At 40.5% G+C, this 20,518-nt stretch carries 20 protein-coding genes and 1 pseudogene; 10 read left to right on the top strand and 11 right to left on the bottom strand.

The annotated features are described in order from the left end of the window. Positions 1-2: 2 nt before the first annotated feature. Positions 3-488, bottom strand: a complete 486-nt coding sequence (locus SJY38_RS18435; protein WP_024032946.1) for a hypothetical protein — start codon at positions 486-488, stop codon at positions 3-5. A gap of 702 nt (positions 489-1,190) precedes the next feature. Here SJY38_RS18435 and SJY38_RS18430 point away from each other — a divergent pair. The 4 genes from SJY38_RS18430 to SJY38_RS18415 all read left to right on the top strand — a co-directional run bounded on the left by SJY38_RS18430 (position 1,191) and on the right by SJY38_RS18415 (position 3,996). After that, positions 1,191-1,835 (top strand): hypothetical protein, encoded by a 645-nt coding sequence (locus SJY38_RS18430; RefSeq protein ID WP_096042693.1) that lies wholly within the window; start codon positions 1,191-1,193, stop codon positions 1,833-1,835. Between the two features lie 90 nt (positions 1,836-1,925). Further along, positions 1,926-2,345, top strand: coding sequence for a DUF4262 domain-containing protein (locus SJY38_RS18425; protein WP_273611206.1), 420 nt, complete (start codon positions 1,926-1,928; stop codon positions 2,343-2,345). 113 nt (positions 2,346-2,458) lie between these two features. After that, a complete protein-coding gene (locus SJY38_RS18420) occupies positions 2,459-2,983 on the top strand; it encodes a hypothetical protein (protein ID WP_024603380.1) in 525 nt (174 codons plus the stop codon). Between the two features lie 131 nt (positions 2,984-3,114). Continuing rightward, a complete protein-coding gene (locus tag SJY38_RS18415; protein ID WP_054981634.1) occupies positions 3,115-3,996 on the top strand; it encodes an NAD(P)-dependent oxidoreductase in 882 nt (293 codons plus the stop codon). Between the two features lie 394 nt (positions 3,997-4,390). Here SJY38_RS18415 and SJY38_RS18410 read toward each other — a convergent pair whose 3' ends face one another. The 4 genes from SJY38_RS18410 to SJY38_RS18395 all read right to left on the bottom strand — a co-directional run bounded on the left by SJY38_RS18410 (position 4,391) and on the right by SJY38_RS18395 (position 9,623). Beyond that, a complete protein-coding gene (locus SJY38_RS18410) occupies positions 4,391-5,482 on the bottom strand; it encodes an OprO/OprP family phosphate-selective porin (RefSeq protein ID WP_377110510.1) in 1,092 nt (363 codons plus the stop codon). Position 5,483: 1 nt separating this feature from the next. After that, complete coding sequence (locus tag SJY38_RS18405) at positions 5,484-6,071, bottom strand: DUF4956 domain-containing protein (protein WP_029772252.1); 588 nt, start codon at positions 6,069-6,071, stop codon at positions 5,484-5,486. Position 6,072: 1 nt separating this feature from the next. Continuing rightward, positions 6,073-6,990, bottom strand: coding sequence for a polyphosphate polymerase domain-containing protein (locus SJY38_RS18400; protein WP_377110508.1), 918 nt, complete (start codon positions 6,988-6,990; stop codon positions 6,073-6,075). Positions 6,991-7,067: 77 nt separating this feature from the next. Next, a complete protein-coding gene (locus tag SJY38_RS18395; protein WP_377110506.1) occupies positions 7,068-9,623 on the bottom strand; it encodes a CotH kinase family protein in 2,556 nt (851 codons plus the stop codon). 128 nt (positions 9,624-9,751) lie between these two features. Between SJY38_RS18395 and SJY38_RS18390 the strand changes: the two genes are divergently transcribed. Both SJY38_RS18390 and SJY38_RS18385 read left to right on the top strand, forming a co-directional pair. Next, positions 9,752-10,210: a thioredoxin family protein gene (locus SJY38_RS18390; protein ID WP_348735201.1), complete on the top strand. Its 459-nt coding sequence runs from the start codon at positions 9,752-9,754 to the stop codon at positions 10,208-10,210. A gap of 139 nt (positions 10,211-10,349) precedes the next feature. Next, entirely contained in the window at positions 10,350-10,694 is a 345-nt protein-coding gene (locus SJY38_RS18385; protein WP_126009495.1) for a hypothetical protein, read from the top strand. A 93-nt stretch (positions 10,695-10,787) separates the two neighbouring features. Here SJY38_RS18385 and SJY38_RS18380 read toward each other — a convergent pair whose 3' ends face one another. Further along, a complete protein-coding gene (locus SJY38_RS18380; RefSeq protein WP_377110504.1) occupies positions 10,788-11,681 on the bottom strand; it encodes a LysR family transcriptional regulator in 894 nt (297 codons plus the stop codon). A 137-nt stretch (positions 11,682-11,818) separates the two neighbouring features. Here SJY38_RS18380 and SJY38_RS18375 point away from each other — a divergent pair, with 137 nt between their 5' ends. After that, positions 11,819-12,895, top strand: a complete 1,077-nt coding sequence (locus SJY38_RS18375; protein WP_055255607.1) for a YeiH family protein — start codon at positions 11,819-11,821, stop codon at positions 12,893-12,895. A gap of 27 nt (positions 12,896-12,922) precedes the next feature. Here the strand turns inward: SJY38_RS18375 and SJY38_RS18370 are convergent, their stop codons facing one another. The 4 genes from SJY38_RS18370 to SJY38_RS18355 all read right to left on the bottom strand — a co-directional run bounded on the left by SJY38_RS18370 (position 12,923) and on the right by SJY38_RS18355 (position 17,329). After that, positions 12,923-14,230 carry a DASH family cryptochrome gene (locus SJY38_RS18370; protein WP_377110502.1) on the bottom strand — a complete coding sequence of 436 codons (1,308 nt, stop codon included), beginning with the start codon at positions 14,228-14,230 and terminating at the stop codon, positions 12,923-12,925. Between the two features lie 120 nt (positions 14,231-14,350). After that, positions 14,351-14,689 (bottom strand): transcriptional regulator, encoded by a 339-nt coding sequence (locus tag SJY38_RS18365; protein WP_121638265.1) that lies wholly within the window; start codon positions 14,687-14,689, stop codon positions 14,351-14,353. A 154-nt stretch (positions 14,690-14,843) separates the two neighbouring features. Further along, entirely contained in the window at positions 14,844-15,551 is a 708-nt protein-coding gene (locus SJY38_RS18360) for a winged helix-turn-helix domain-containing protein (protein WP_273603806.1), read from the bottom strand. A gap of 50 nt (positions 15,552-15,601) precedes the next feature. After that, positions 15,602-17,329, bottom strand: coding sequence for a DUF885 domain-containing protein (locus SJY38_RS18355; RefSeq protein WP_377110500.1), 1,728 nt, complete (start codon positions 17,327-17,329; stop codon positions 15,602-15,604). A gap of 218 nt (positions 17,330-17,547) precedes the next feature. On the opposite strand from SJY38_RS18355, the gene SJY38_RS18350 reads away from it, so the two are divergent. From SJY38_RS18350 to SJY38_RS18340, 3 genes and pseudogenes are all read left to right on the top strand, one after another. After that, a complete protein-coding gene (locus tag SJY38_RS18350; protein ID WP_377110499.1) occupies positions 17,548-18,135 on the top strand; it encodes a DUF4202 domain-containing protein in 588 nt (195 codons plus the stop codon). 39 nt (positions 18,136-18,174) lie between these two features. After that, positions 18,175-18,465 (top strand): hypothetical protein, encoded by a 291-nt coding sequence (locus tag SJY38_RS18345; RefSeq protein WP_377110497.1) that lies wholly within the window; start codon positions 18,175-18,177, stop codon positions 18,463-18,465. Between the two features lie 197 nt (positions 18,466-18,662). Next, positions 18,663-18,941 (top strand): annotated as a pseudogene (locus SJY38_RS18340) (zf-TFIIB domain-containing protein); the annotation flags it as partial. Between the two features lie 109 nt (positions 18,942-19,050). Here SJY38_RS18340 and der read toward each other — a convergent pair. Continuing rightward, entirely contained in the window at positions 19,051-20,517 is a 1,467-nt protein-coding gene (gene der / locus SJY38_RS18335; RefSeq protein WP_004586988.1) for a ribosome biogenesis GTPase Der, read from the bottom strand. Between the last annotated feature and the right edge of the window lies 1 nt (position 20,518).

Below are 20,518 nucleotides of genomic sequence, written 5' to 3'. Positions count from 1 at the left end.
CATTAAAAAAACGAAAATAAACTTGAGCTCATATTACGAAAGTATTTTTTAACGCCGTGTGGCTTAGTTTGGCTTTTAAGGGCTTGCTGATTTTTATAACCAGCCTCAAACGCATTTACTTGCATATCAAACTGTAAACTATTTTTTAAAGTGGCATTTAAGCCATGCAGCATCAATTGCATTACTAAGCAGTGGCTTTGGGTAATTTTACTTAATGTTAAATACACATAACCACGCTCTAAGTCGGCGTTAGTGAGTACTTTTTCAGTAAAGTATTGTGCATCACGGGCACTGGGATACGTTGCGCTCAGCGAAATAATATCGTTTTCGTGGGCGTCGTCAGGCAATACGCATTGCAGCGTTATTTCATGCATAGCACTGGCTTGCAAGGTTAACTGCTCGTATTCCATTGTGTGGCCCATAGCCGCAGAGAGAGGATCTTCAAACGATTGTAACGCAAATGTGAGTTGCGTCATTGGTGTGCTCATTTACTTCAACTTCTAGATTATAAAAAATACAGTTCGAGTTTAAATTATCACCTATTTTGATTGCAGTTTTATGACAAATTGCACTTAATCGGATAATCGCTGTATTTTGATCAAAAAAGATCGCTATATGTTCTTTCTCATTCAACTTTGGAATAGTTTGTCACACATCTAGAATAAAGAGCCTTATGTGGCAAGGCTTGTAGCGATGGTGTTGTTGTTCCTTATTTGAGTTTTTCTCATAGGCTTCTCTTCATAGGGAATAGAATTTGGTTTTTAGGCTTTACCTAATCAAAGCATTAAATAGAGATTCCAAATTAAAATTTCATACTTATCTTTTTTGATTTAATACGGTATGCATTGCGGTTGAATGTTGTAGCCCGTATTAAAAGAGTGCCCGCACAAGCCAAGCTATCTTATGCTAAAAATGTAGTAAGGCCTTTATGAGCGATAACAGGTCATTGAGATTGGCTAAATATCGTCGTTAATTGATTGGTTAAACTGCACTTTGCGCATATATTCATGAAAATGAGCGCTGCGCGCAAATTGGATTATTTAAGTTTACCTAAAAACTTTAGAAAACTTAGTGATAGTAATACCTTAGGTAATTTGTTAAAACTATATAAAGTAGATAAGTGAGCGTTAAGTCGGCAGAAATATGCGCGATGAGCGCACTATTAAATTGTTAGCAGTACAAGGATGCATATGAGCACTATCGATTATTCTAAATACTCTATAAATGAGTTATTTGAAGTTAAAGATAAAATTTCACCTGAATCTAGTAATTATGATTCATTCCTGACAGAGCTCGAAATTAGAAAAGACGAAATAGCTATAGTAATGGCTAACTCCCAAACTGAAGCTTTTTCGTTAGCTGAAAATAGAGTTAAGATCATCGGTTATTTCCAACTTACAGCAGCCGTATTTATTATATTGTATTATTTGAGCTCTATTGCCGATGGTTCAGTTTCAATACTTAGTACGGTGATTACGCTTCCACTAATAGTACTTAATATTTTAGCTGGCTATACTGCATTAAAAGAAAACCATAAATACTACTGGCTTTCTATCTTAAATCAGTCACTTCAAATCCCTAGCATTGCTATCGGTAGTATTTCAACTACTTATTCTGGGTTAGGTGGTGCTTATGTTTACCTGAGTTGGGGGACTGAGTTTTCATTTGGGGCAACAGCATCATTTTTGCCTGGCTTCTCTTTTAATCAATTTACTTCAAGTTTACCTATGCAGTCGTTCTCAATTGATATTATTGCAATAATATTCATTGGTGCTCTTCTAACTGTAAGCAAGGTTAAAAGTACTGCTAACAAGCCAATTAATCAGGACAAATAACAGTTGGTTTTTGCTCCTACGTCGCTTATTTTAACCAACTGATATTCGCCCATTATTGGGGCGTTATACGCAAACTAGGAATCTGTGAATATGTCGGATGTAATGGAAAAAGTAGAAGATGACATTAACAAACATGGTTGGCATGTTCTTTCTGTTTTTAGCAAGGATGCTCCGAGCTTTTCATATTCAATAGGTTTTACTGAAACGCTTGATCATCCTGAAATCATCATGTCTGGGTTGGATACCTCATTGATGCACTCACTAATCAACGATATTGGACAGTTAATCAAGAACGGTCAACGATTTACCAATAACCAATTAAGTGAAGAAGTTATAAAAGGCTATCCGGTCAAATTTAGTAAAATTAGCGAACTCAACAAAGAGGAATACTTAAGGGCGGCTGTTAGTATTTATAGCATTGAAAAGTTTGACGCTTTTCAATGTATTTGGCCTGATAAAGAAGGTAAATTTCAAGAAGAAAGTAACACCGCTCAAGAGGTCTTATCGTGATTGCGTATAACAAAAAATTAAGTCACTCACTTCGTTCGCTGGGACGCATACACGTGGGCTGCTTCGCATTATAGCCCACGCGTATGCGCCCCTTATTTAAAAGTTAGGTTCCTATGAGATTACTCACGATTCTTGCTGTTGGATTTTTAGTGCTGGGGTGTTCTGACGAGTATAATCCTTTCAAAAACAGGGTAGAAAAAAGAGCAGAAGGCTTTTTGTCGAAACATCATAGTAGCTTAGAGCATTTGATTAAGTTGGCTGAGAAAGGAAAATTTGAGCTTGTTCAGTGGATAGATGAAGATGATGGTAAAAACCTGCCGGTAAATGTCGTTTCAATAAAAGGGACTAAAAAGAAAGTAGAAGTTTCTGATGGCCGACTTGACGAATTCATTTCATTCGCTAAAAGTAAAGGAATCAAATTAATTTGGTTTCAGTACTTTGATGGTGTTTGGTTTGTCATGAAGGCATTTTCTTATGAAGACAGCGGAAAGCGTCGAGAAGGCTATTTTTCTTTTGGTAATCCATCAAAAACAAGAATTTGCCATTTCGGCGAAGAAAATATGGGGTTCGCTATGCTTAACGAAAGCGAAAAGAATTGGTTTATGATCAAATGTAACATCCCTAAAACCGGAACCTAACAAGTTGCCAAAGTTCGCCGCAAAAAGCGCGGCTGGGACAAATACTCACTGGGCTTCGCCCAACAACGTTCGCATTTGCCCCTTGGCAAAGCGTTAGCTGCTTTGAGGTCAATCATTAGTAAGGTGTCATAGTGAGAATTTTAGTAACAGGCTCTGCCGGTAGAGTCGGGCGTGCAATCTATATTAAATTAATGCGCACCCATGACGTGGTCGGCATTGATAAAACGCCTTGCTCAACAGCCGATTACATTGGTGATATTCTTGATAGTGATCTGATTGATCGGGCTCTTAAAAATGTTGATGTCATCATTCATACAGCGGCTCTTCACGCTCCACATGTTGGTTTAGTACCTGATTCAGAGTTTCAGTCTATCAACGTAGACGCGACCGAGAAACTCGCTCTGGCTGGATTAAAAGCAGGTATTAAGCACTTTATTTTTACCAGCACTACTGCATTGTACGGCTATGCTTCAACACCTAAAGGTATTGCAGGTTGGATAAATGAAGACATCACACCTCAACCCAAGTCGATTTATCATAAAAGTAAAATTGCGGCTGAAGCTAAGCTAGAAGAAATTTCAAAGTTGTTTCAGCTTCCAGTTACTGTGCTGCAAATGTCGAGATGTTTTCCTGAACCTGCGGATTTAATGGCAGTATTTCGCCTTACTCGTGGCATAGATGCTCGTGATGTAGCAAACGCTCATTTATGTTCTGTGGAAAAACGCTTAAGTGGTTTTAATCGTTTTATAATCTCAGGCGCTACACCTTTTCAACTTTCTGATTGTGAAGCGCTATATACTGATGCTGCATCTGTCATCGAGCGTCAATGTCCTGACATCGCGCTAGCATTTAAACAAAGAGATTGGCAACTACCTCAAAGCTTAGATCGCGTATATGACTCATCATCTGCATGTGACAAATTAGGGTGGTCACCTATACATGGTTTTAAAAGCGTTTTGGAAATGCTAGATACTGAAATACCTGAAGTATTGCCAATTTTGAAACGCAGCTAACAAAGCAATTAAGAGTGATTCGGCGTGGGCAGCGTTTTTACTATGCATTGCTTTTAACATTAGGCAAAGCGAGTTCGCCCTCAGTACACTCTTTTTTAAAAGTTTATTACTTTGTGCCTAAACTCGTTTGCAAGTTTAGTTTTTCGATAGCTGCCTGTATTAGCCCTTGTCTATCTTTTGTTCACTAAATGCTGGTGTTCATTTTTATTGAACGATATTAATTAGTGAATAGGGAAACTTAAATCCCTTACTGTAATTAGTGGAATAAGTACAAGCCTGATAAGTAACCTTTAGAGAGTTTATAACAGCTCTATTAAAATAAGCCCCTGTGTTAAACGTTACGTTTAACACAGGGCTTTATAGTTTTAGGCTAACCTGCTTAACACCAAACGCATTAAAACGAATACTGCAGCCTTAATGAGATTGCATTGCCCGATGTGATAGTACCGCCTGCTTCAAAGTAGTCGGCTTTTATGTAGTCGGCCATAAACTTTATGTTTTTGTTTACGGTGTAGTTAACGCCGAGGGCGTAGGTTTTTGCGTCTTGGTTTTCTTGCTTGAGCTTAAGTAGGCTGTAGCGGCCTGTAATTTCCCAGCCTGGCTCTGAGCTTGCGTCTAGTTTTGCGTTTTTATACTTACGGTATCCGCCCGATAGCTGATAGCCAAATTGCAAATAGCCGCCTTCGTAATCATTGGTTGTATTTTCAATATTGGTTACTTGTGCTTGTTGCCACTCGGCCATCATGGTAAATCTATCTTTAAGCCATAGTAGCTCTACGCCTTGTTGCGAAAGGCTATCTGCATTAATTTTATCGCCTTCTATTAATGAGTCGGCGGTATAAACTTCAAGAGGTTCATTTACTCTAAATTCGTTACCGTCGTACTGCCTCTCACTAAATGCGACGCCCATGTGTAAAAGGTTGGTGTTTTGCTGCCATGGCACCCAAGTTACGCGCCCTGTAATAGCAGACGTTGCTTCGTCTTCATCGGGCTCGTAATAACCTAGCTGCCAATTTACTGAGGCTATGTCGCCGGAAAGGCTAATACCTAAGCTACGCCCTGGTGAAAACGCTTCGCTTATCATGCTGCGCTCAAGCATTAGCAATTTACGCGAGCTGGTTAGTTTTTCTAGGCCAAAACCTTCTTTTTGCTGGCCTATGGTTAAATCGGCATATTTCCAGCCAGAGTATTCTAGGTAGGCGTCTTTTATTTCGGTTTCGCCATCGGCAAAGCCAAGCTGAAATTTACTTTTCCAGTCTTTACTTATATCTGATTTAAAACTTAGGCGTGCGCGGCGTATTTCAGAGGTACTTTCTGAGCTGTTGCTGTCGTATTGCCCCTCTAACAATGAGGTATCAAACTTGTTGTAGTCGAGCATGATATAGCCGCTTAGGTCTATATCGTCGTTAATTTTGGCAAAGCTTGCGTTACTAACAAGGCAAAGCGCTGAAAGTGCCGCATAGGTAATCGTTTGTTTAGAGGTCATGTTAGGCTGCCTTTGTTTGTTTTTCGGCTAAGTAACTTACTTTTAGTTGCGCTACGTCTCTTAAAAAGTCGATGTGTTCTATATCTACGGCAACGACGTTTAGGCCTGTGCGCTGTTTTAAATCATTGATGAGAATGGCTTGGTTTTGTGGGGTTATGTTTTCTATGCGCTCGTAGCAAACGCTTTGTACTTCGTAGCGTTTTACAAATACGCTTGAGTCAATCAAAAAGGCAATTAAGCAAATAATGCCATTAAGAATACTTAGCTCAATTAGGCTCATTTGCCCTACAGAGGTCAGTAAAGCAATGGCAGTAACAAGGAATAAGTAGGTCATTTCTTTAATCGAGATAGACTCAGTGCGGTACCTTAGCATGGTAAATACAGCAAATAGGCCAAATGCAAATTCCATCGACATATCAACGCCGTGCAGCAAAAAGGTAATAATAAAAACGCCTACGCCAAATAAAATAAACGAGCCTGCTACCACTGCATTTTTACTTACGCGAAAGTAACAGCCATAGCAAAGTACAGCCAGCGATAGGATGTTTACTAAAAAGCGGGAAAGAAAAATAAGATCTAATTTGGTCATTTTAATTATTCTCTAAAGGTAAAAGCGGGTTAGTGCGGTTAAGGTGTTTTAAACGGGCTAAAACAGGTTTAAAGCGGTTTACTTTTAAACGCTCGGGGTAAAGCAAAGCACAGCCAATGCAGTATTTACTAAACGAGGCAGGGAATATGTGGTGTTTGCTCATAAGTTTATAAAATGGCGAGCGTTTTGTTTTTTTACTTTGTTTAAGCTCGGCAATAAAAAAGCCCGGTAAGGTTATTTTGTTATCGCCTTTTGGGGTGTTGTACCACAGGTTAAAATCAAGCGTTAAGCGCTCGGCTTTTTCTTCGTTGGCTAGGGCTATGCGGTTATAGCCGCTTTGCTGGGTTACGTTTAAATGTGCAAAGCTGTTTTTCATTTGCTCTTTAATAAACGCCGTGCTGTTAGCTTGCTGGTTGTTAGTTTGCGCGAGCTTTATACGTGTTTTTACTGTGCGGCTTTGGTTGTTTTTTAGTTTTACTTCTAGGTATTCGGTGGCGGTATCAACGTAGCGCCTTTGGCGTACTTTGTAGCGATTAAGCTTACCGTTATGGTGGGCTTTATATAAATCAAGTTCGGGTGTATCAAAGTACTGATTATAGTAAGAGAATAAACGCTTGCCTTGTATATCAAGTACCCGATACTGGCCTTGTATATGAGTAAGTAGCTCAGGTAAAAAAGACAGTGGTAGCATAAACTTGCTATCTACACGGTTCATTAAATTAGCGTTATTAAGATCGTTTAATCCGTAACCTTCAAACGGAATAAGTAACTCGTTAATTAAGCTTGTTAATGAGCCACGAGCATCTGGTTTTTCAGGCTGAGCCTGCTTATTTTTAGTGTTTATAGCAGTAATTGCTACTGGTGAGATTGAAGTATCCTTTTCAAAAAGTTCATCCTTAAAACGTGCTTGAATTGTCATAATTTTCTCAGATTATTAAATTGCAAAGTAATAGAGTGCAGTGCCAGCGTGCTGACACCGCATCAAGGATGGGTTGTTTATCTAGAGCAAAATCCGCTGCCATCACCCGCTGAGGGCAATGTGCCATCAAGCTGCGCGGCCATATTTGCTACGCGGTACTCCATAAACGAGGTTAAGCCGTAAAACTGCCCCGTGGTAGAGGTTAGGTTTTGCTCAAAGTAGGTTGAGCCATAAAAGCTAGTTGGGTCGTTTTGTACGTGCTCACGAATTAAATCGGCTATTTCATTTACGCGTGCGTTAAATGTGTCGCTTGAAAGTGAGCCATTAATAAGCTGTGTTAAATAACTGTGGTACGTATCGAGGTGGCTTTGCTCGGCAAATACATTAGCAATTAATGGGCGCTCGCTTAATGCGCCGCTTACAGGCTCATCAATGTAGAGCTCTCTTACATCTACGCCATTACAATCCATGTTAAAGGTGCCAAATGACTCGTTAAAATCCCACGGTAAAATGCTAAATACGCCATCGTCATCGTAAATATAATAGTTATGTGCAAGCGGGCCGTGGTAGCTATCTAAATTAGACAGTGAAGTACTAACCGACATATAACGCAGCAGCGTGTCTATATCTATGGCGCTGGTTTCGCCTTTATCTAGCGATTCAACAAAGTTAATAAAGGCGCCGTTATCGGTGGTGTCTTCGTTGGTTTGCAGGTTTATATCGGTGTAGCTTTGTATGTCGTCACCTAGCCATAATAAATCGCTGCCTGTGCCATCTGGCTTGTATAAATCGCCGTTACTGTTGGCAAAGTGTTTTTCTACAAATTCGCCATCTACGGCTTCTACCATTAAGTACAAACCAAATAGCTCGCCGTTTACATAAAAGTTAACGTAAGCATGCTCAGGCGTTGGGACGCCCATTTTATCCATAAGCTCGTAGGCGATTACTTCACGCATGTACGACGGGTCGTTAAACGAGTTTTGTAGTGTGAATTTTTTTAGCCCAAAAAACTTTTGCCCCGACACATATTCGTTAATATCAACCTTAAAGCTGTAACGGTCGCTGCTTGAGTTGGCAACGCTGCTTAAGCTTGAGCCGCCTTTTGTGCGAATAGCCACGCTATCGAGTGTTACCCCATTAAAGGTAATAGCGGTTTCGTGGTATTCCTCATCAAGTGGGTTATCTAGAATGTCTTGCCAGTTTTCGTCGGTAATTGTAATAGAAAGAGTATTAACCGCTGTGGGTGTAAAGGCGGTTGCAACTGTATTTTCACTACTTGGGGTAGGTGTTAAAAACGCATGAGTAAAGCCTGTACTGCTACTTAGGCCGTAACTAAAGCCTGTGGCTACATCACTTTCGTCCCAGTCAATGTAGTCAATTACTTCATCGTTGAGTATTAAGTTTAGCTCGTCTTCTTTGCCTAGTTTAAACGGGACGTAGTAAGTGCCTGGGTCTTCATCGGTGGCATAAATAGTAATGTATTCACCTGCGTATAAATCTATGTCGGGAAGGGTTACGGGGTCTATGTCGTCGCTTTCATCAATAACGTGGTAGTTGGCTAAGTTAATTGTATTTTCGCTGTTGTTGTATAGCTCAAACCAGTCGTTGCCATCGTCTGCGGCGCTTGCCACTATTTCGTTAATAACGAGTGGCCCGTGGGTTGCTTGGCTGTTTGAGCTAAGCTCTGTTGGAGTGAGTACCGCAGTTGCATCGCTGCCATCTGGGTAGCGGCCATAGCTGTAACCACTTAGCGCTTGGCCTTTATTCCACGATAACTGCTCTATAATTACATTGTTACTGTAAAGGCTGACGGTATCGCTTGCGCCTAATTTAAACGCTACGCTTGGCAGGTCGCCTAAATCATCGGTGCTTGCGTAAATGCGGTAAAACTCACCAGGCGATAACGTAATATCAGGTAGAGCAAATTGCTCGTTATTGTCATCACTTAGTGTGTAGTCGGCTAAATAAACATCGCTACTGCTTGTTACATAAAGCTCTATCCAGTCCTCACCGCCGCTGCTGTCTTTTGCTACTACTTCGTTTATACGCAGTGGGGCATCTTCAGCAATTAGCGTTGTAACAAGTGTAGAGGTATCGGCTGTTTGGTTAGCTGCGCCCTCTGTGGGCGTTAGTGTTTGCGCGGTGCCGGTGCCGTCGGTGTATAAGCCGTAACTAAAACCTTCAGCGGCTTCGCCTTCTTCCCAATCAAGTACAGACACCGCAGTGCCGTCCTCGTATAATGTAACCGCATCGTCGCTCCCTAGTTTAAAGGTAACGTAATAGCCGCTATCGGGCGGGGTGTCGGTTTCATCAATGGCTTGAATAACAATAAACTCACCTTGCGAAAGCGCTACTGCGGGTAAAGCTTGAGGCTCTCTGTCGGCGTTATCATCAACAAGTGAAAATACCGATAAGTCGGCTATATCTTCAGTGGCGTATAGCTCAATCCAGTCGTAGGTGGTGTCGCTTGGGCTTGCGACAATTTCGTTAATAACTAAGCCCGTTGAGGTGGTTGTTGATGATAAGTCAGTTTGCTCTGTGCTGCTATCGGTTGTTTGCTCAGTACCGCCACAGCCATATAAAAATGTAGTAGAGGCGATAACTGAATAAAATATAAAAGGTTTTATATTCATGTATGCACGCTTATTATTTTATTAAAGTGGGCAAACTATAAAAATAGAAGGTGCAAACAATGTGTAAACATTCAGTAATATTCAGTATAGTGAGCTTAATTACTCACTTTAAAAGTTACTTTAACCTTATGTTTAAACAATTAATTTTATTGTGCGCGTTAAGCATGCCGCTTGTAAGTACTGCCGCTACTGCGCCATTTTCGGGCGATATTACAACTGATGTACTATTAAGCGATTACGATAAGTTTAATAAGCAGTACAACGCATTTACGCCAACCGAGCAAGATATAGCCTTAATGCAAAAGCTAGAAGGCAAGGCATTAGTTGTATTATTTGGCACTTGGTGTCACGACAGCCAACGCGAAGTCCCAAAGCTTATTAAGTTACTTGATGCGTCTAAGGTAAAACTTGCAAGCGTTAAATATGTGGCCGTGGGTTACAACAAGCAAGACGACGCTGGAATAGCACTAGCGCACGACTTGCAATACACCCCTACGTTTATAGTAAAAGATAATAGCAAAGAGTTAGTACGCGTAGTTGAAAAACCAACGGGTACATTGGCACAAGATTTAACGCAGGGTTTGTGAGTAGAGCTTGGGGCTGTGAGAGCTTACTGATTCAGCCTAATAGACTTATAAGTTAGCTTGTGGGCTGTTATGAATGATCTCTTAGTATTTCAATATGAGAGGTCAGGATTTTACCCCTTTGTTTTTTTAAGGAGGAAGTATGTTTTTAAAAAGTGATGTAGAAAAGCTTGAAGAAAACTTTAGGTTAGCTAAGCAGGCATTACCTGATATTGATAGTTCTAGTGGCTACCCTAATTATCCTGAAGTTATTTCTGAATTTATGAATAGTCTATGTTCCCCTCCGTGGTTAAAAATTGATTATGACCCAAAAGAAGTAAAAAATATCATTTCAAATATAGATAATGCTTCCCCTGATAATTTACGTAATGTATTGACAGATGCAAATCGTATTGAACGTTTTGGTTGTGGGCAATGGGCAGTAATTTTAGGCGGAGATTTTTTTCCTTTAGTTATAGCTCGTGCTTATGAGCTCACAAAACCCTAACAAACATAAGCGATAGAGGACAAACTGTCTCACACATCACGAGTTATCAACGCTCGCTTTAACGTTTATGTAAATTTACGACGCGCGTTAAATTCACTCATTTAAAAATTGAGCACTAAATAAACTTTTTTCGAATGCTTGCGCAGCTTGCGAAGACGGTCTGTCTTTATAATGCAGTTGGTATAGCGGCCGAGAGAGTTGCTCGTTATTTTTTTGGCTCAGGCGTGTTAATTTGCCTAACTGCACTAAATCTTCTGTGACTACGTTTGGCAATAAAGCGACCCCCATACCTTGAGCAACAGCTCTTGCTATGGCTTCGTTGCTGCCTAATTGCATACTTTGCTCAGCCTGTACGCCATGCTCTGCTAATAACTTTACAGACATTTCTAACGTGCCAGAGCCTGGCTCGCGTAATAACCAAAACTGCTTATTTAACCATGCTTTTAAGTCTTTAGTGGGCTTAAAGTTGCTCGGTATAACTACACCCATTAAATCATTTTGCCAGTGCTTACTAATAATGTGCGGCTCGGTAGGTGTGCCTTCAACCAGTGCTAAATCTATAGTGCATTCAAGTAAGGCATGCTCAATTTGCGCGGTATTAGCCACTTGTACTTCTACTTTTATATGCGGGTACTGCGCACAAAATTTGGCTAAATAAGGTGGTAGCCAATAACTGGCAATGGTGGTGCTGGTGCCTATAACTAATGTACCGCGCTTAAGCCCTGTTCGCGATTTAATATCGTCAATGGCGGCTTTTTCGATAGCAAAAATACTGCGAGCGTGATCAAAAAGTGCTTGGCCACCTTCGCTTAAGGTGAGCTTTTTACCCTTAGATGCACGTTCAATAAGTTGAATGTTTAACTGATGCTCTAGCTCTTTTAGCGCCTTAGAAACAGCGGGCTGGCTTATAAAAAGCGCTTCGGCTGCGCCTGAAAAGCTACCCAATTTAGCCACCGTATAAAACACCCTAAGTGCATGTAAGTTCATTGAACAACCTTAAATTGCATAACTCTAAATTGTATAACTTTAAGTTATCAAATCATGATTTTAATATATTGGAGTTATATTTTGAGCTTTCTTACAATTAAGTCAACACATCAATATGGTTTAAGTGAGGGAATATTATGCTTAGCGCTATTAAAAATAGTTTTCAGCCTTTGGGTATTAATACTAAGCAATACGGCGATACGCGCTGGTGGTTAGGTATGCTGCTGGTGGTTGTGTTAGCGGGGGCATCTGTTGCATTAAGTAAGTTACCTATAATGCAAAGTGCGCAATTTAGCTCCTTAACAATTGGTATTGTGCTTGGCATTATTGTAGGCAACAGCGTGTTTTCGCGTATAGCTACGCGTACAGATGTAGGCGTTGATTACGCTAAAAGTATATTACTCAAAGCGGGCGTTATTTTATTTGGGTTTAGAATTACTTTTGCGCAAGTAGCGGATGTAGGCTGGCATGGCCTATTAACCGATGTGGTAATGCTGCTTGGTACGTTTATATTAGCAGTACAGCTAGGTAAGCGCGTTTTTAAGCTTGATGAACAAACAACCATACTAATAGGTGCGGGTAGCTCTATTTGTGGCGCCGCAGCGGTAATGGCAACTGAACCAGTTATAAAAGCACAAGCGCATAAAGTATCTGTAGCGGTGGCAACGGTTGTGGTGTTTGGCACGTTAAGTATGTTTGCCTACCCCATTATGTTTGAATATATGGGTGTGAGTGAGCATGCGTACGGTATTTTTGTTGGTTCAACCATTCATGAAGTTGCACAAGTGGTAGCAGCAGGGACTGCGGTAAGTGCCAATGCGGCCGACACCGCCGTGATAGAAAAAATGCTACGCGTAATGATGCTTGCGCCATTTTTAGTAGGCTTATCGTTTTGGCAAAGTAAAAAGCATGCAAACATAAACGCACATGGCGGCGAGCAAAAATCAGGAATTACAATCCCTTGGTTTGCAGTGTTATTTATAGTGGCAAGTGGCGTGCATTCGTTATCGGTTATTCCGCAAGGTACTACAAGCGCTATTATATGGTTTGACAATATACTACTTACCATTGCCATGGTCGCACTTGGGCTGCGTACCCACGTTGGCGCTATTCGCCAAGCGGGTATAAAGCCACTGTTATTAGCTGGCTGTTTATTTTTGTTTTTAACCTTAGCTGGCTTTGCCATTAATATTGGCATTGCGCAGCTGTTTTAAAATATAACCTGCTGGAGGTAGATTGGCTTAAATAGGCCAATCTACTTCGTTTAAGTGATCGAGCTGCTGTGTTTTATTACTGTGCCCGTGCCATTTATTGGTATAAATACCATTTGGCTCAAACTGCGCGGTTTGTTTTTGTATATTAAAGTGGCGGCCGCCACGCGGATCAACCCCTACACCGGCTATGTACTGCCAGTTGCCCCAGTTTGCTGCTACATCGTAATCAATCAATTGTTGCTCAAAATAGGCTGCGCCGTATCGCCAATCAAGGGCAAGCTCGTTTACTAAACAGCTTGCTGTAATTTGCCTTGCTCGGTTTGAAATGTAACCCGTAGTGTTTAGCTCTTTCATAATGGCATTTACAAGCGGGTAAGGCGTTGTACCGTTACACCAAGCAGCAAAGCGTGTAGGTGTAAAAGTAGTAAGCGGTTTAGTTTGTTTTTGCCCTTTAAAGCTAAACAGGCTGTTACCTGCTTTAAGTGCGTGCCATTTAAAATACTCTCGCCATAGCAATTCAAATTTAATCCAATAAGTAGACTCGTTTGCCGTATTGCATTGCTCGTAATTTTCTACGGCTTTGTAAACTTGTTTTGCACTTATACAGCCAAAGGCAAGCCAAGTACTAAATTTGGTGGTGTTGTTAAAGCCATCAAGTTCGTTGCGAGTCGTTTTATAAGTACTTGGCATTGTGCCTGCAAAGTATTGCTTTAAATGAGCTTGCGCACTGTTAAGCCCGCCATGCATTACGCTTTTATTTGTTATACGTTCTATAGGTTTTTTTGCGCATAAAGTTATTGGCTTAGGGAGCAAACCGTTTGGCAAAGTTGTTGGTGTAATAGGGCTATTAGCGGCCTCTACCTTTTTACGAAACGGGGTAAAGTGTTTGGGTAATTCGCTTAAATCAAAGGGGAGATCACTTTGCTTAAAGAGCGTGTCTTGCTGCGTTCCTGTAAATTGTGTATTGGGGCAATGTGCTTTGAGTAAGTTTATTTGGCGTTGCTCGTACAGGCCAAATTGCTCACTGTATACCACTTCATCAATATTTTGCTCATTAATACGTGCTTTTAAAAGCGATACGGGTTCGCCCTCAAGCACATGCAGGGTTTGCCCACGCTCAATAAGTGCTTGTTGTAGTTCGTACAAGCTTTGCATTAAAAATTGCTGTTTGTGTATGCCGTAAGGTTTTTGTTGGTAGTTATTATTTTTAAACCAGTGCGGGTTTATAACAAATACAATATCAAGCGCGCATTGCTGCAACATAAGGTCACTAAAAATTGGGTTGTCGGTTAGGCGTAAATCGTTTTGTAGCCAATATAAAATGCGTTTGCTCATACTTATGCTCTGGTTTTTGTAATCATTAAGTTTACGAAGCAAAAGCGGATAGGGATTAGTCAGCTGCAAGTTTTAGTAATGAAGCGGTGAGCAAGTATTGCTTACTCACCTGTTTAGGTTTTATTGAACTGGTTTGGTCGTGTTAGTGAGGTTAATAGATACATAAGCAATTAAATATACAAATACGCTAAGCGGTAAACTACAAATAAATAAAGCAACTTTGTACTTTTTAGCAATAGATGGTTTAGGCATTATGATTGCAAAAAGCATATTCATTGCTAACCAAAAAATGGTAACTAACGGTGAAAGCGTTGTTTTAGCGCTTGATAAATCACATGTGCCAAATGAAATACTGGCAATAGATGCGTTACCTATTTCTATACATTGCGCGTTACCTAATAAGCTGATGGTAACTAATGTTGTAATTAATAATAGTGCTAGCGGCAGTAAATGTTTCATATTTTTTCCTTAGTTATTTAATTTTATGGGTCGCTCTATAGCGCCTAAACAAAATTAAATCGATTGGCAAAAAATAACGATAACAAAGCCATTAACTAGTTATTATAAAGTTATAACCATGGTATTACCTTGGTTATAACTTTATAAGTCATTACTATTCAATAGGTTGTGTTTTTACTTCCGCTATAAGCTGATAACCTCGCTTCATTACAGACTTTATATATTTGGGGTTTTTTGTGTCGTTATCGTTAAGGGCTACACGTAGTTTGCTAATAACTCGTCTAACTGCGGTATCGGTTACTATTTGATTCTCCCATACATTATTGTGTAACTCTTCAAGGCTAACTATTCTTGGCTGTTGTTCTATTAAATAGCTAAGTACTTGCATGCATTTAGGCTCTAATGTGTAGAGGTTATCTTCTTTAATTAAGGACTGCTGCAGACTGTCAAAAGTGTACTCGCCAATTGTTAGCTGATTAACACTCGGCTTTTCAATAACAGGTTCTGCGCAAACATGGTTAGCTTGGGTTTTATTTGCTGCTGGGTTTGAATATTTTTTATAAACGCGTGATACCATCATTCCAGTTAAATTCATTAAAAGCACTAGCGGGCTGAGTGGAAATGCACAAAGGAAAAGTAAATACTTAAACCCCACGTGTACATTTGGTTTATTAAGCATTTGCCCAAATAACACATTTAAAAGCATCCATATAATAAAATAAGGCGTAAGGGAAATTGAATCTGTTTGCTCCCCACAAACGCCATATTTTACGCCCTCTATGTAGTTTGATGCTTCTAAACAAAACGCATTAGCTTGGCTGCTAAATAAAATGAATGATATAAAAATAAGTAGGTGTTTCATTAAAAAGTCCGTTTAGAAAGAGGCGGAAAATAATACCGTCCTCATTAATGTTAAATAGCCAATTTTTGTTTTGCTATCCAATCGTTTATAACGTCTTCAAGCACTGCCATAGGCAATGAGCCTTGGCCAATAACAGTGTCGTGAAAGCTGCGTATATCAAATTGAGCACCAAGCTCTTTTTCGGCTTTTGCGCGCAGCTCTCGTATTTTTATTTCGCCCATTTTGTACGAAAGCGCTTGGCCTGGCCATGAAATGTAACGATCTATCTGATCTTCCACCGCACTTTGTGGTAAAGCGGTGTGACTGGCTAAGTAATCAATTGCTTTTTGGCGGCTCCAACCAAAGGCATGAATGCCGGTATCAACAACAAGCCTCACCGCACGCCACATTTCGTAGCCTAAACGGCCAAAATCGCTGTATGGGCTTTGATAAAAACCAGCTTCTTTGCCTAAGCGTTCTGTGTATAGTGCCCAACCTTCGCCAAATGCAGAGTGGCTAAGTGTGCGTCTAAATTCGGGGACATTTAGCTCCATAGCAATGGCGTTTTGTAAATGGTGCCCGGGTATGGCTTCGTGCAGACTAAGTGCTTCTAAATTATATAAAGGCTGCAGTTTAGGTGTTGAGGCTAAAAAATAAGTGCCTGGTGAGCGGTTATCTGGTGGTGGCATATAAAACGCACCACGACTTGCTGAGCCCTTAATAGTAAAGGTGTTACGCGGTAAGTGGCCAAAGTAAGTGGGCAATTTGCCATACATTTTTTGCGTTATAAACGCGGTTTTTTCTAGCAAGTCTTGCGCGTCTTTTGCGTAAAATTGCTCATCGGTTGCTAAAAATTCTAAAAACTCACTATAGGTGCCATCAAAGCCTACTTCATCAATAATATTTTGCATTTGCGCCTTAATACGCGCGACTTCTTTAAGGCCTAGTTGGTGTATTTGTTTAGGTGTGGCGTTTGTTGTCGTGTAGTAATTAACCGTGTACTTGTAGTAATCAAGCCCGCCTTTAACGCTTGCTATGCCCGGCTGCGCTCTACAATGTGGCATATAGTCATTTTCAAAAAAGTCGTAAAAATGCTGATACGCAGGAATTACTTTATTTTTAATTACGGCTTGGGCTTTTTGTTTTAATTTTGATTTTTGCGATGCACTAAAGGTATTAGGTATACGGGTAAAGGGTTCGTAAAGGGCGCTATTTTCGGGGTTGTTAACTATGTGCGCGCTAATGCTTTGGCTGTAATTTTCAAAGGTTTTACAATAATGAGTAAAGCCTGTTTTTATACCTTCTTTCATTAAATCAATATTTTGCTGATTAAAGCGCGGGTAGTCGGCAAGGCTGATTAAAAAAGCGTTGTAATCATCAGCTGTTAAAAAAGCCATATTAGCTGGCGCTTCTGCAAAGTAGGTATGCCAGCCACTTAAAAAGTTTACCGGAAAATACTTATCTTGATAAAGGTAGCTTTGCTGCTCGGTTTCTCGCTCATATTTAAATAAGCGGTAGTTCATTAGCTGATCCTTGTTGAGCGTTTTTGGGTCAATATTGGCTAAGCTTTTTAGTACATTGTTGTTATACGCTTGGCGCTTAGCAATGGCTTGCTCGCTCCAATTTGGTAATGTGCCGTTTGGTTTCCAACCGTCTGGATCGGTCCGAAAAAATATTTTTTCAGCTTTGGCATTTTGCCAGTGGTTATCAATAATGGTTTTTAAATCGCTGTTACTGTCGGCAAGGCTTGGTAGCGAGGTGGCTGCTAAGCAAATAGCTAAAATACGTTTTTTAAACATAGTTATCCGTTATTGGCGAGTTAGTCGCGCTTTTTTATTTTAATTTGTGCTCAATATAGTACCAAGTTAACTTAATCAATGCGCTTACTTTTATAACTTGTACCTCTAGGCTTTACTTTTTGATTGAACAAATTTCACTGCGTAACTGAGTGGCGCACTAGTTTATTGTTTTATCAGCGTTTAGAATGATTAAAACTTATTATAAAAAAATGACCGTCATGTTTAATAAAGTAATCGCCTTAATTGATGAAGCAAACAACCAAGACCCAAACAGTGAGCAATTTAATGGGGAGAGTGTCCCTAAAGAGTATTTATACTCACAGCGTATGAGCGATATGCTTAGCCGTTTTAACCCAGGTGCTGACGAGCTTATGCAAATTGCAGTGCGTGGGCAGCATATACAACGCTGGAAGTCGCCGCGTAGCGACTTTGCAATGAACAAGCAAGGCTATCATCAGTGGCGCAGTGCGCTTTATATATTTCATGCAAGTAGTGTTGTTGCACTTATGCAGCAAGCTGGGTACAGCGATGATGAGCAAAACAGAGTGTACGATGCAGTTGCTAAAAAAAATATTAAACGTAACCCAGATAGCCAATTAGTAGAAGACGTAGCAAGCCTGGTATTTATTGAGCATTATATGCTCGGGTTTGCTAATAGTAAGCCTGATTACGATGAGCAAAAATGGATAGGGATTATTCGCCGTACATGGCAAAAAATGTCAGACGATGCGCATGAGTTTGTACTTGCAGGTAATATTACATTGCCAGCGCCGCTTGTTGGGCTTATTCATAAAGCGCTTGAGTAAAGTAGTGTAAGTTAAGTATTAAAATAAAAGGATTTTAGAATGTTATGCCCACGCACAAATACCTCTCTTGAGCCGTTATTAATTGGCGGCATTACTGTTTTTACGTCAGCGCAAGGCGGCGTATTTTTTGATAACAGCCAAATTTTTAAGTTTAGCTCGCCTGAGTTAAAGCATGGTCAGGTTCTAATTAAGTATTTGAGTAATTACATTGAAGGTGAGGGCGATGTATCATCGCGAGTAAATTGCCCAAAGTGCTTAGGGTCTGTTGAACTTTGCGGATTAAAATTTGTTCAAACTAGGGGCTATTTAATCACGGCGCGAGGTTTGTAACCTAGTGGACTAAGTAAAAGCCAAGCAACAAAGAGTAAATAGTCCCTAGGAAGAACCCTTTGGGTAGCGCCTGTTTGGCATTAATGCTACGTTATCGCCTATTTATGGGGAATAACCACACTACATAGGCTCTGCCTTGCCTAAATACCAAACAGGCTGCTGCAAATTTAACCTTGAAAGATCAACAGACCCTAGACATAGTAATGATGCGCCGGTTTTTTTCGCCGCTCAAAGTGGTTGAGGTAGACGAATGCCCAGGTTGCGCTGGCATATGGCTTGATAGCGGCGAGCTTGCAAAAATACACGAAAACCACCTAACACCCAAAGAGCGAAAACTGCTAGCGCATGAAATGGCCACCAATCATGGGTTTATATCTATTAAGCCGCCAAAATCTAAGTATTACCCCAAAGCGCCTAAAAATACCCAAGACACCACCGTTGAACGGTTGGTGCAATTGGCATTACTTAATCTTTAATACCCAGCCTCAAAATAAATCACTTAATTAAGCTAATTGGTATAAAGCATAAAAAAACGGCGTACTAAAAAGTACGCCGTTTTTTTGTAGTAAATTAACTCTAACGAATTTATTTATTACGGTTTTCTTTGGCAAAGGCACGTATTTTACGTTTTTGCGAAAGCGTTACTTTGTTAGTACGCCCTGCAAATGGGTTATCACCTTCTCTAAATTCAATTTTGATTGGGGTGCCCATAATTTTAAGTGCTTTACGGTAGTAGTTCATCAGGTAGCGTTTGTAGCTATCTGGTAAATCGTGAACTTGGTTACCGTGAATTACAATACGTGGCGGGTTATAACCACCGGCATGCGCATATTTAAGCTTAACACGACGACCACGAACAAGTGGCGGCTGATGATCGGCCTGTGCCATGTCCATAATACGGCGTAGCATTGCGGTGCTAATACGTTTAGTTGCTGACTCGTACGCTTCGTCAACCGATTCAAATAAGTGGCCAACACCTGTACCGTGAAGTGCAGATATAAAGTGCAAGCGTGCAAAATCAATAAAACCTAAACGGCGATCAAGCTCTGTTTTAATGCGATCTTTAACGTAATCATCAAGCCCATCCCATTTGTTCACGGCAATAACCAATGAACGACCTGAGTTAAGCGCAAAACCTAATAAGCTTAAGTCTTGATCAGAAATACCATCGCGAGCATCAACAACCAGTAATACAACGTTTGCATCTTCAATGGCTTGAAGCGTTTTAATTACTGAGAACTTTTCAACCACGTCGCTTACTTTTTTACGCTTACGAACACCTGCGGTATCTATTAAAATATATTCTTTGTCGTTTCGAGTCATCGGAATATAAATAGAGTCGCGAGTGGTGCCTGGCATATCGTATACAATTACACGTTCTTCACCGAGTATACGGTTTGTAAGTGTTGACTTACCTACGTTGGGGCGGCCGATAATAGCCAGTTTTACAGGTTTATCTGCAAACGCTTGGTGGTCTGTATCGTCGCCTTCAGCTTCTTGATAAAGGTCGATTAACTCTTCATCGTCATCAGCAACGTCTTCATCTAGTGCCGCAAGCTCTGCAATTACAGGCTGTAAAGTGTGCTCTAAAAGCTGTGTAATACCACGCCCATGTGCTGCTGCAATATGGTGAATATTACCTAATGATAATTGATAAAATTCTGCACAGTTTGAGTCGGCGTCAATGCCATCTGTTTTGTTGGCAACCACAAAGCTTTTTTTCTCTTGCTTGCGCAAGTGATTAGCAATGGCTTGGTCAGCAACGGTCATGCCTACGCGGGCATCAACCAAAAACAACACAATATCGGCTTCTTCAATGGCAAGTAACGACTGGTCAGCCATTTCGGTTTCGATGCCTTCTTCAGAGCCATCAATACCACCCGTGTCTACCACGATAAATTCATAGCCATCGTAATTAGCTTGGCCATATTTTCTATCTCGTGTTAAACCTGGAAAATCGGCTACGAGTGCATCACGAGTACGTGTTAAACGGTTAAATAATGTGGATTTGCCCACATTGGGTCGCCCAACTAGAGCGATCACGGGAAGCATA

Source organism: Pseudoalteromonas sp. R86517 (assembly GCF_042466295.1).
In the GTDB taxonomy this organism is placed as follows: domain Bacteria; phylum Pseudomonadota; class Gammaproteobacteria; order Enterobacterales; family Alteromonadaceae; genus Pseudoalteromonas; species Pseudoalteromonas atlantica.
The sequence above is the reverse complement of the archived record's forward strand: the minus strand, read 5'-3'. Positions and strand labels throughout refer to the sequence as shown.

Bases quoted from the DNA above. Each gene is read 5' to 3' on its own strand.
- SJY38_RS18430 (WP_096042693.1), top strand. From the start codon at position 1,191: ATGAGCACTATCGATTATTCTAAATACTCTATAAATGAGTTATTTGAA.
- SJY38_RS18425 (WP_273611206.1), top strand. From the start codon at position 1,926: ATGTCGGATGTAATGGAAAAAGTAGAAGATGACATTAACAAACATGGT.
- SJY38_RS18360 (WP_273603806.1), bottom strand. From the start codon at position 15,551: ATGAAACACCTACTTATTTTTATATCATTCATTTTATTTAGCAGCCAA.
- SJY38_RS18390 (WP_348735201.1), top strand. From the start codon at position 9,752: ATGTTTAAACAATTAATTTTATTGTGCGCGTTAAGCATGCCGCTTGTA.
- SJY38_RS18435 (WP_024032946.1), bottom strand. From the start codon at position 488: ATGAGCACACCAATGACGCAACTCACATTTGCGTTACAATCGTTTGAA.
- SJY38_RS18395 (WP_377110506.1), bottom strand. From the start codon at position 9,623: ATGAATATAAAACCTTTTATATTTTATTCAGTTATCGCCTCTACTACA.
- SJY38_RS18370 (WP_377110502.1), bottom strand. From the start codon at position 14,230: ATGAGCAAACGCATTTTATATTGGCTACAAAACGATTTACGCCTAACC.
- SJY38_RS18365 (WP_121638265.1), bottom strand. From the start codon at position 14,689: ATGAAACATTTACTGCCGCTAGCACTATTATTAATTACAACATTAGTT.
- SJY38_RS18350 (WP_377110499.1), top strand. From the start codon at position 17,548: ATGTTTAATAAAGTAATCGCCTTAATTGATGAAGCAAACAACCAAGAC.
- SJY38_RS18375 (WP_055255607.1), top strand. From the start codon at position 11,819: ATGCTTAGCGCTATTAAAAATAGTTTTCAGCCTTTGGGTATTAATACT.
- SJY38_RS18355 (WP_377110500.1), bottom strand. From the start codon at position 17,329: ATGTTTAAAAAACGTATTTTAGCTATTTGCTTAGCAGCCACCTCGCTA.
- SJY38_RS18405 (WP_029772252.1), bottom strand. From the start codon at position 6,071: ATGACCAAATTAGATCTTATTTTTCTTTCCCGCTTTTTAGTAAACATC.
- SJY38_RS18420 (WP_024603380.1), top strand. From the start codon at position 2,459: ATGAGATTACTCACGATTCTTGCTGTTGGATTTTTAGTGCTGGGGTGT.
- SJY38_RS18345 (WP_377110497.1), top strand. From the start codon at position 18,175: ATGTTATGCCCACGCACAAATACCTCTCTTGAGCCGTTATTAATTGGC.
- SJY38_RS18385 (WP_126009495.1), top strand. From the start codon at position 10,350: ATGTTTTTAAAAAGTGATGTAGAAAAGCTTGAAGAAAACTTTAGGTTA.
- SJY38_RS18380 (WP_377110504.1), bottom strand. From the start codon at position 11,681: ATGAACTTACATGCACTTAGGGTGTTTTATACGGTGGCTAAATTGGGT.
- der (WP_004586988.1), bottom strand. From the start codon at position 20,517: ATGCTTCCCGTGATCGCTCTAGTTGGGCGACCCAATGTGGGCAAATCC.
- SJY38_RS18410 (WP_377110510.1), bottom strand. From the start codon at position 5,482: ATGACCTCTAAACAAACGATTACCTATGCGGCACTTTCAGCGCTTTGC.
- SJY38_RS18400 (WP_377110508.1), bottom strand. From the start codon at position 6,990: ATGACAATTCAAGCACGTTTTAAGGATGAACTTTTTGAAAAGGATACT.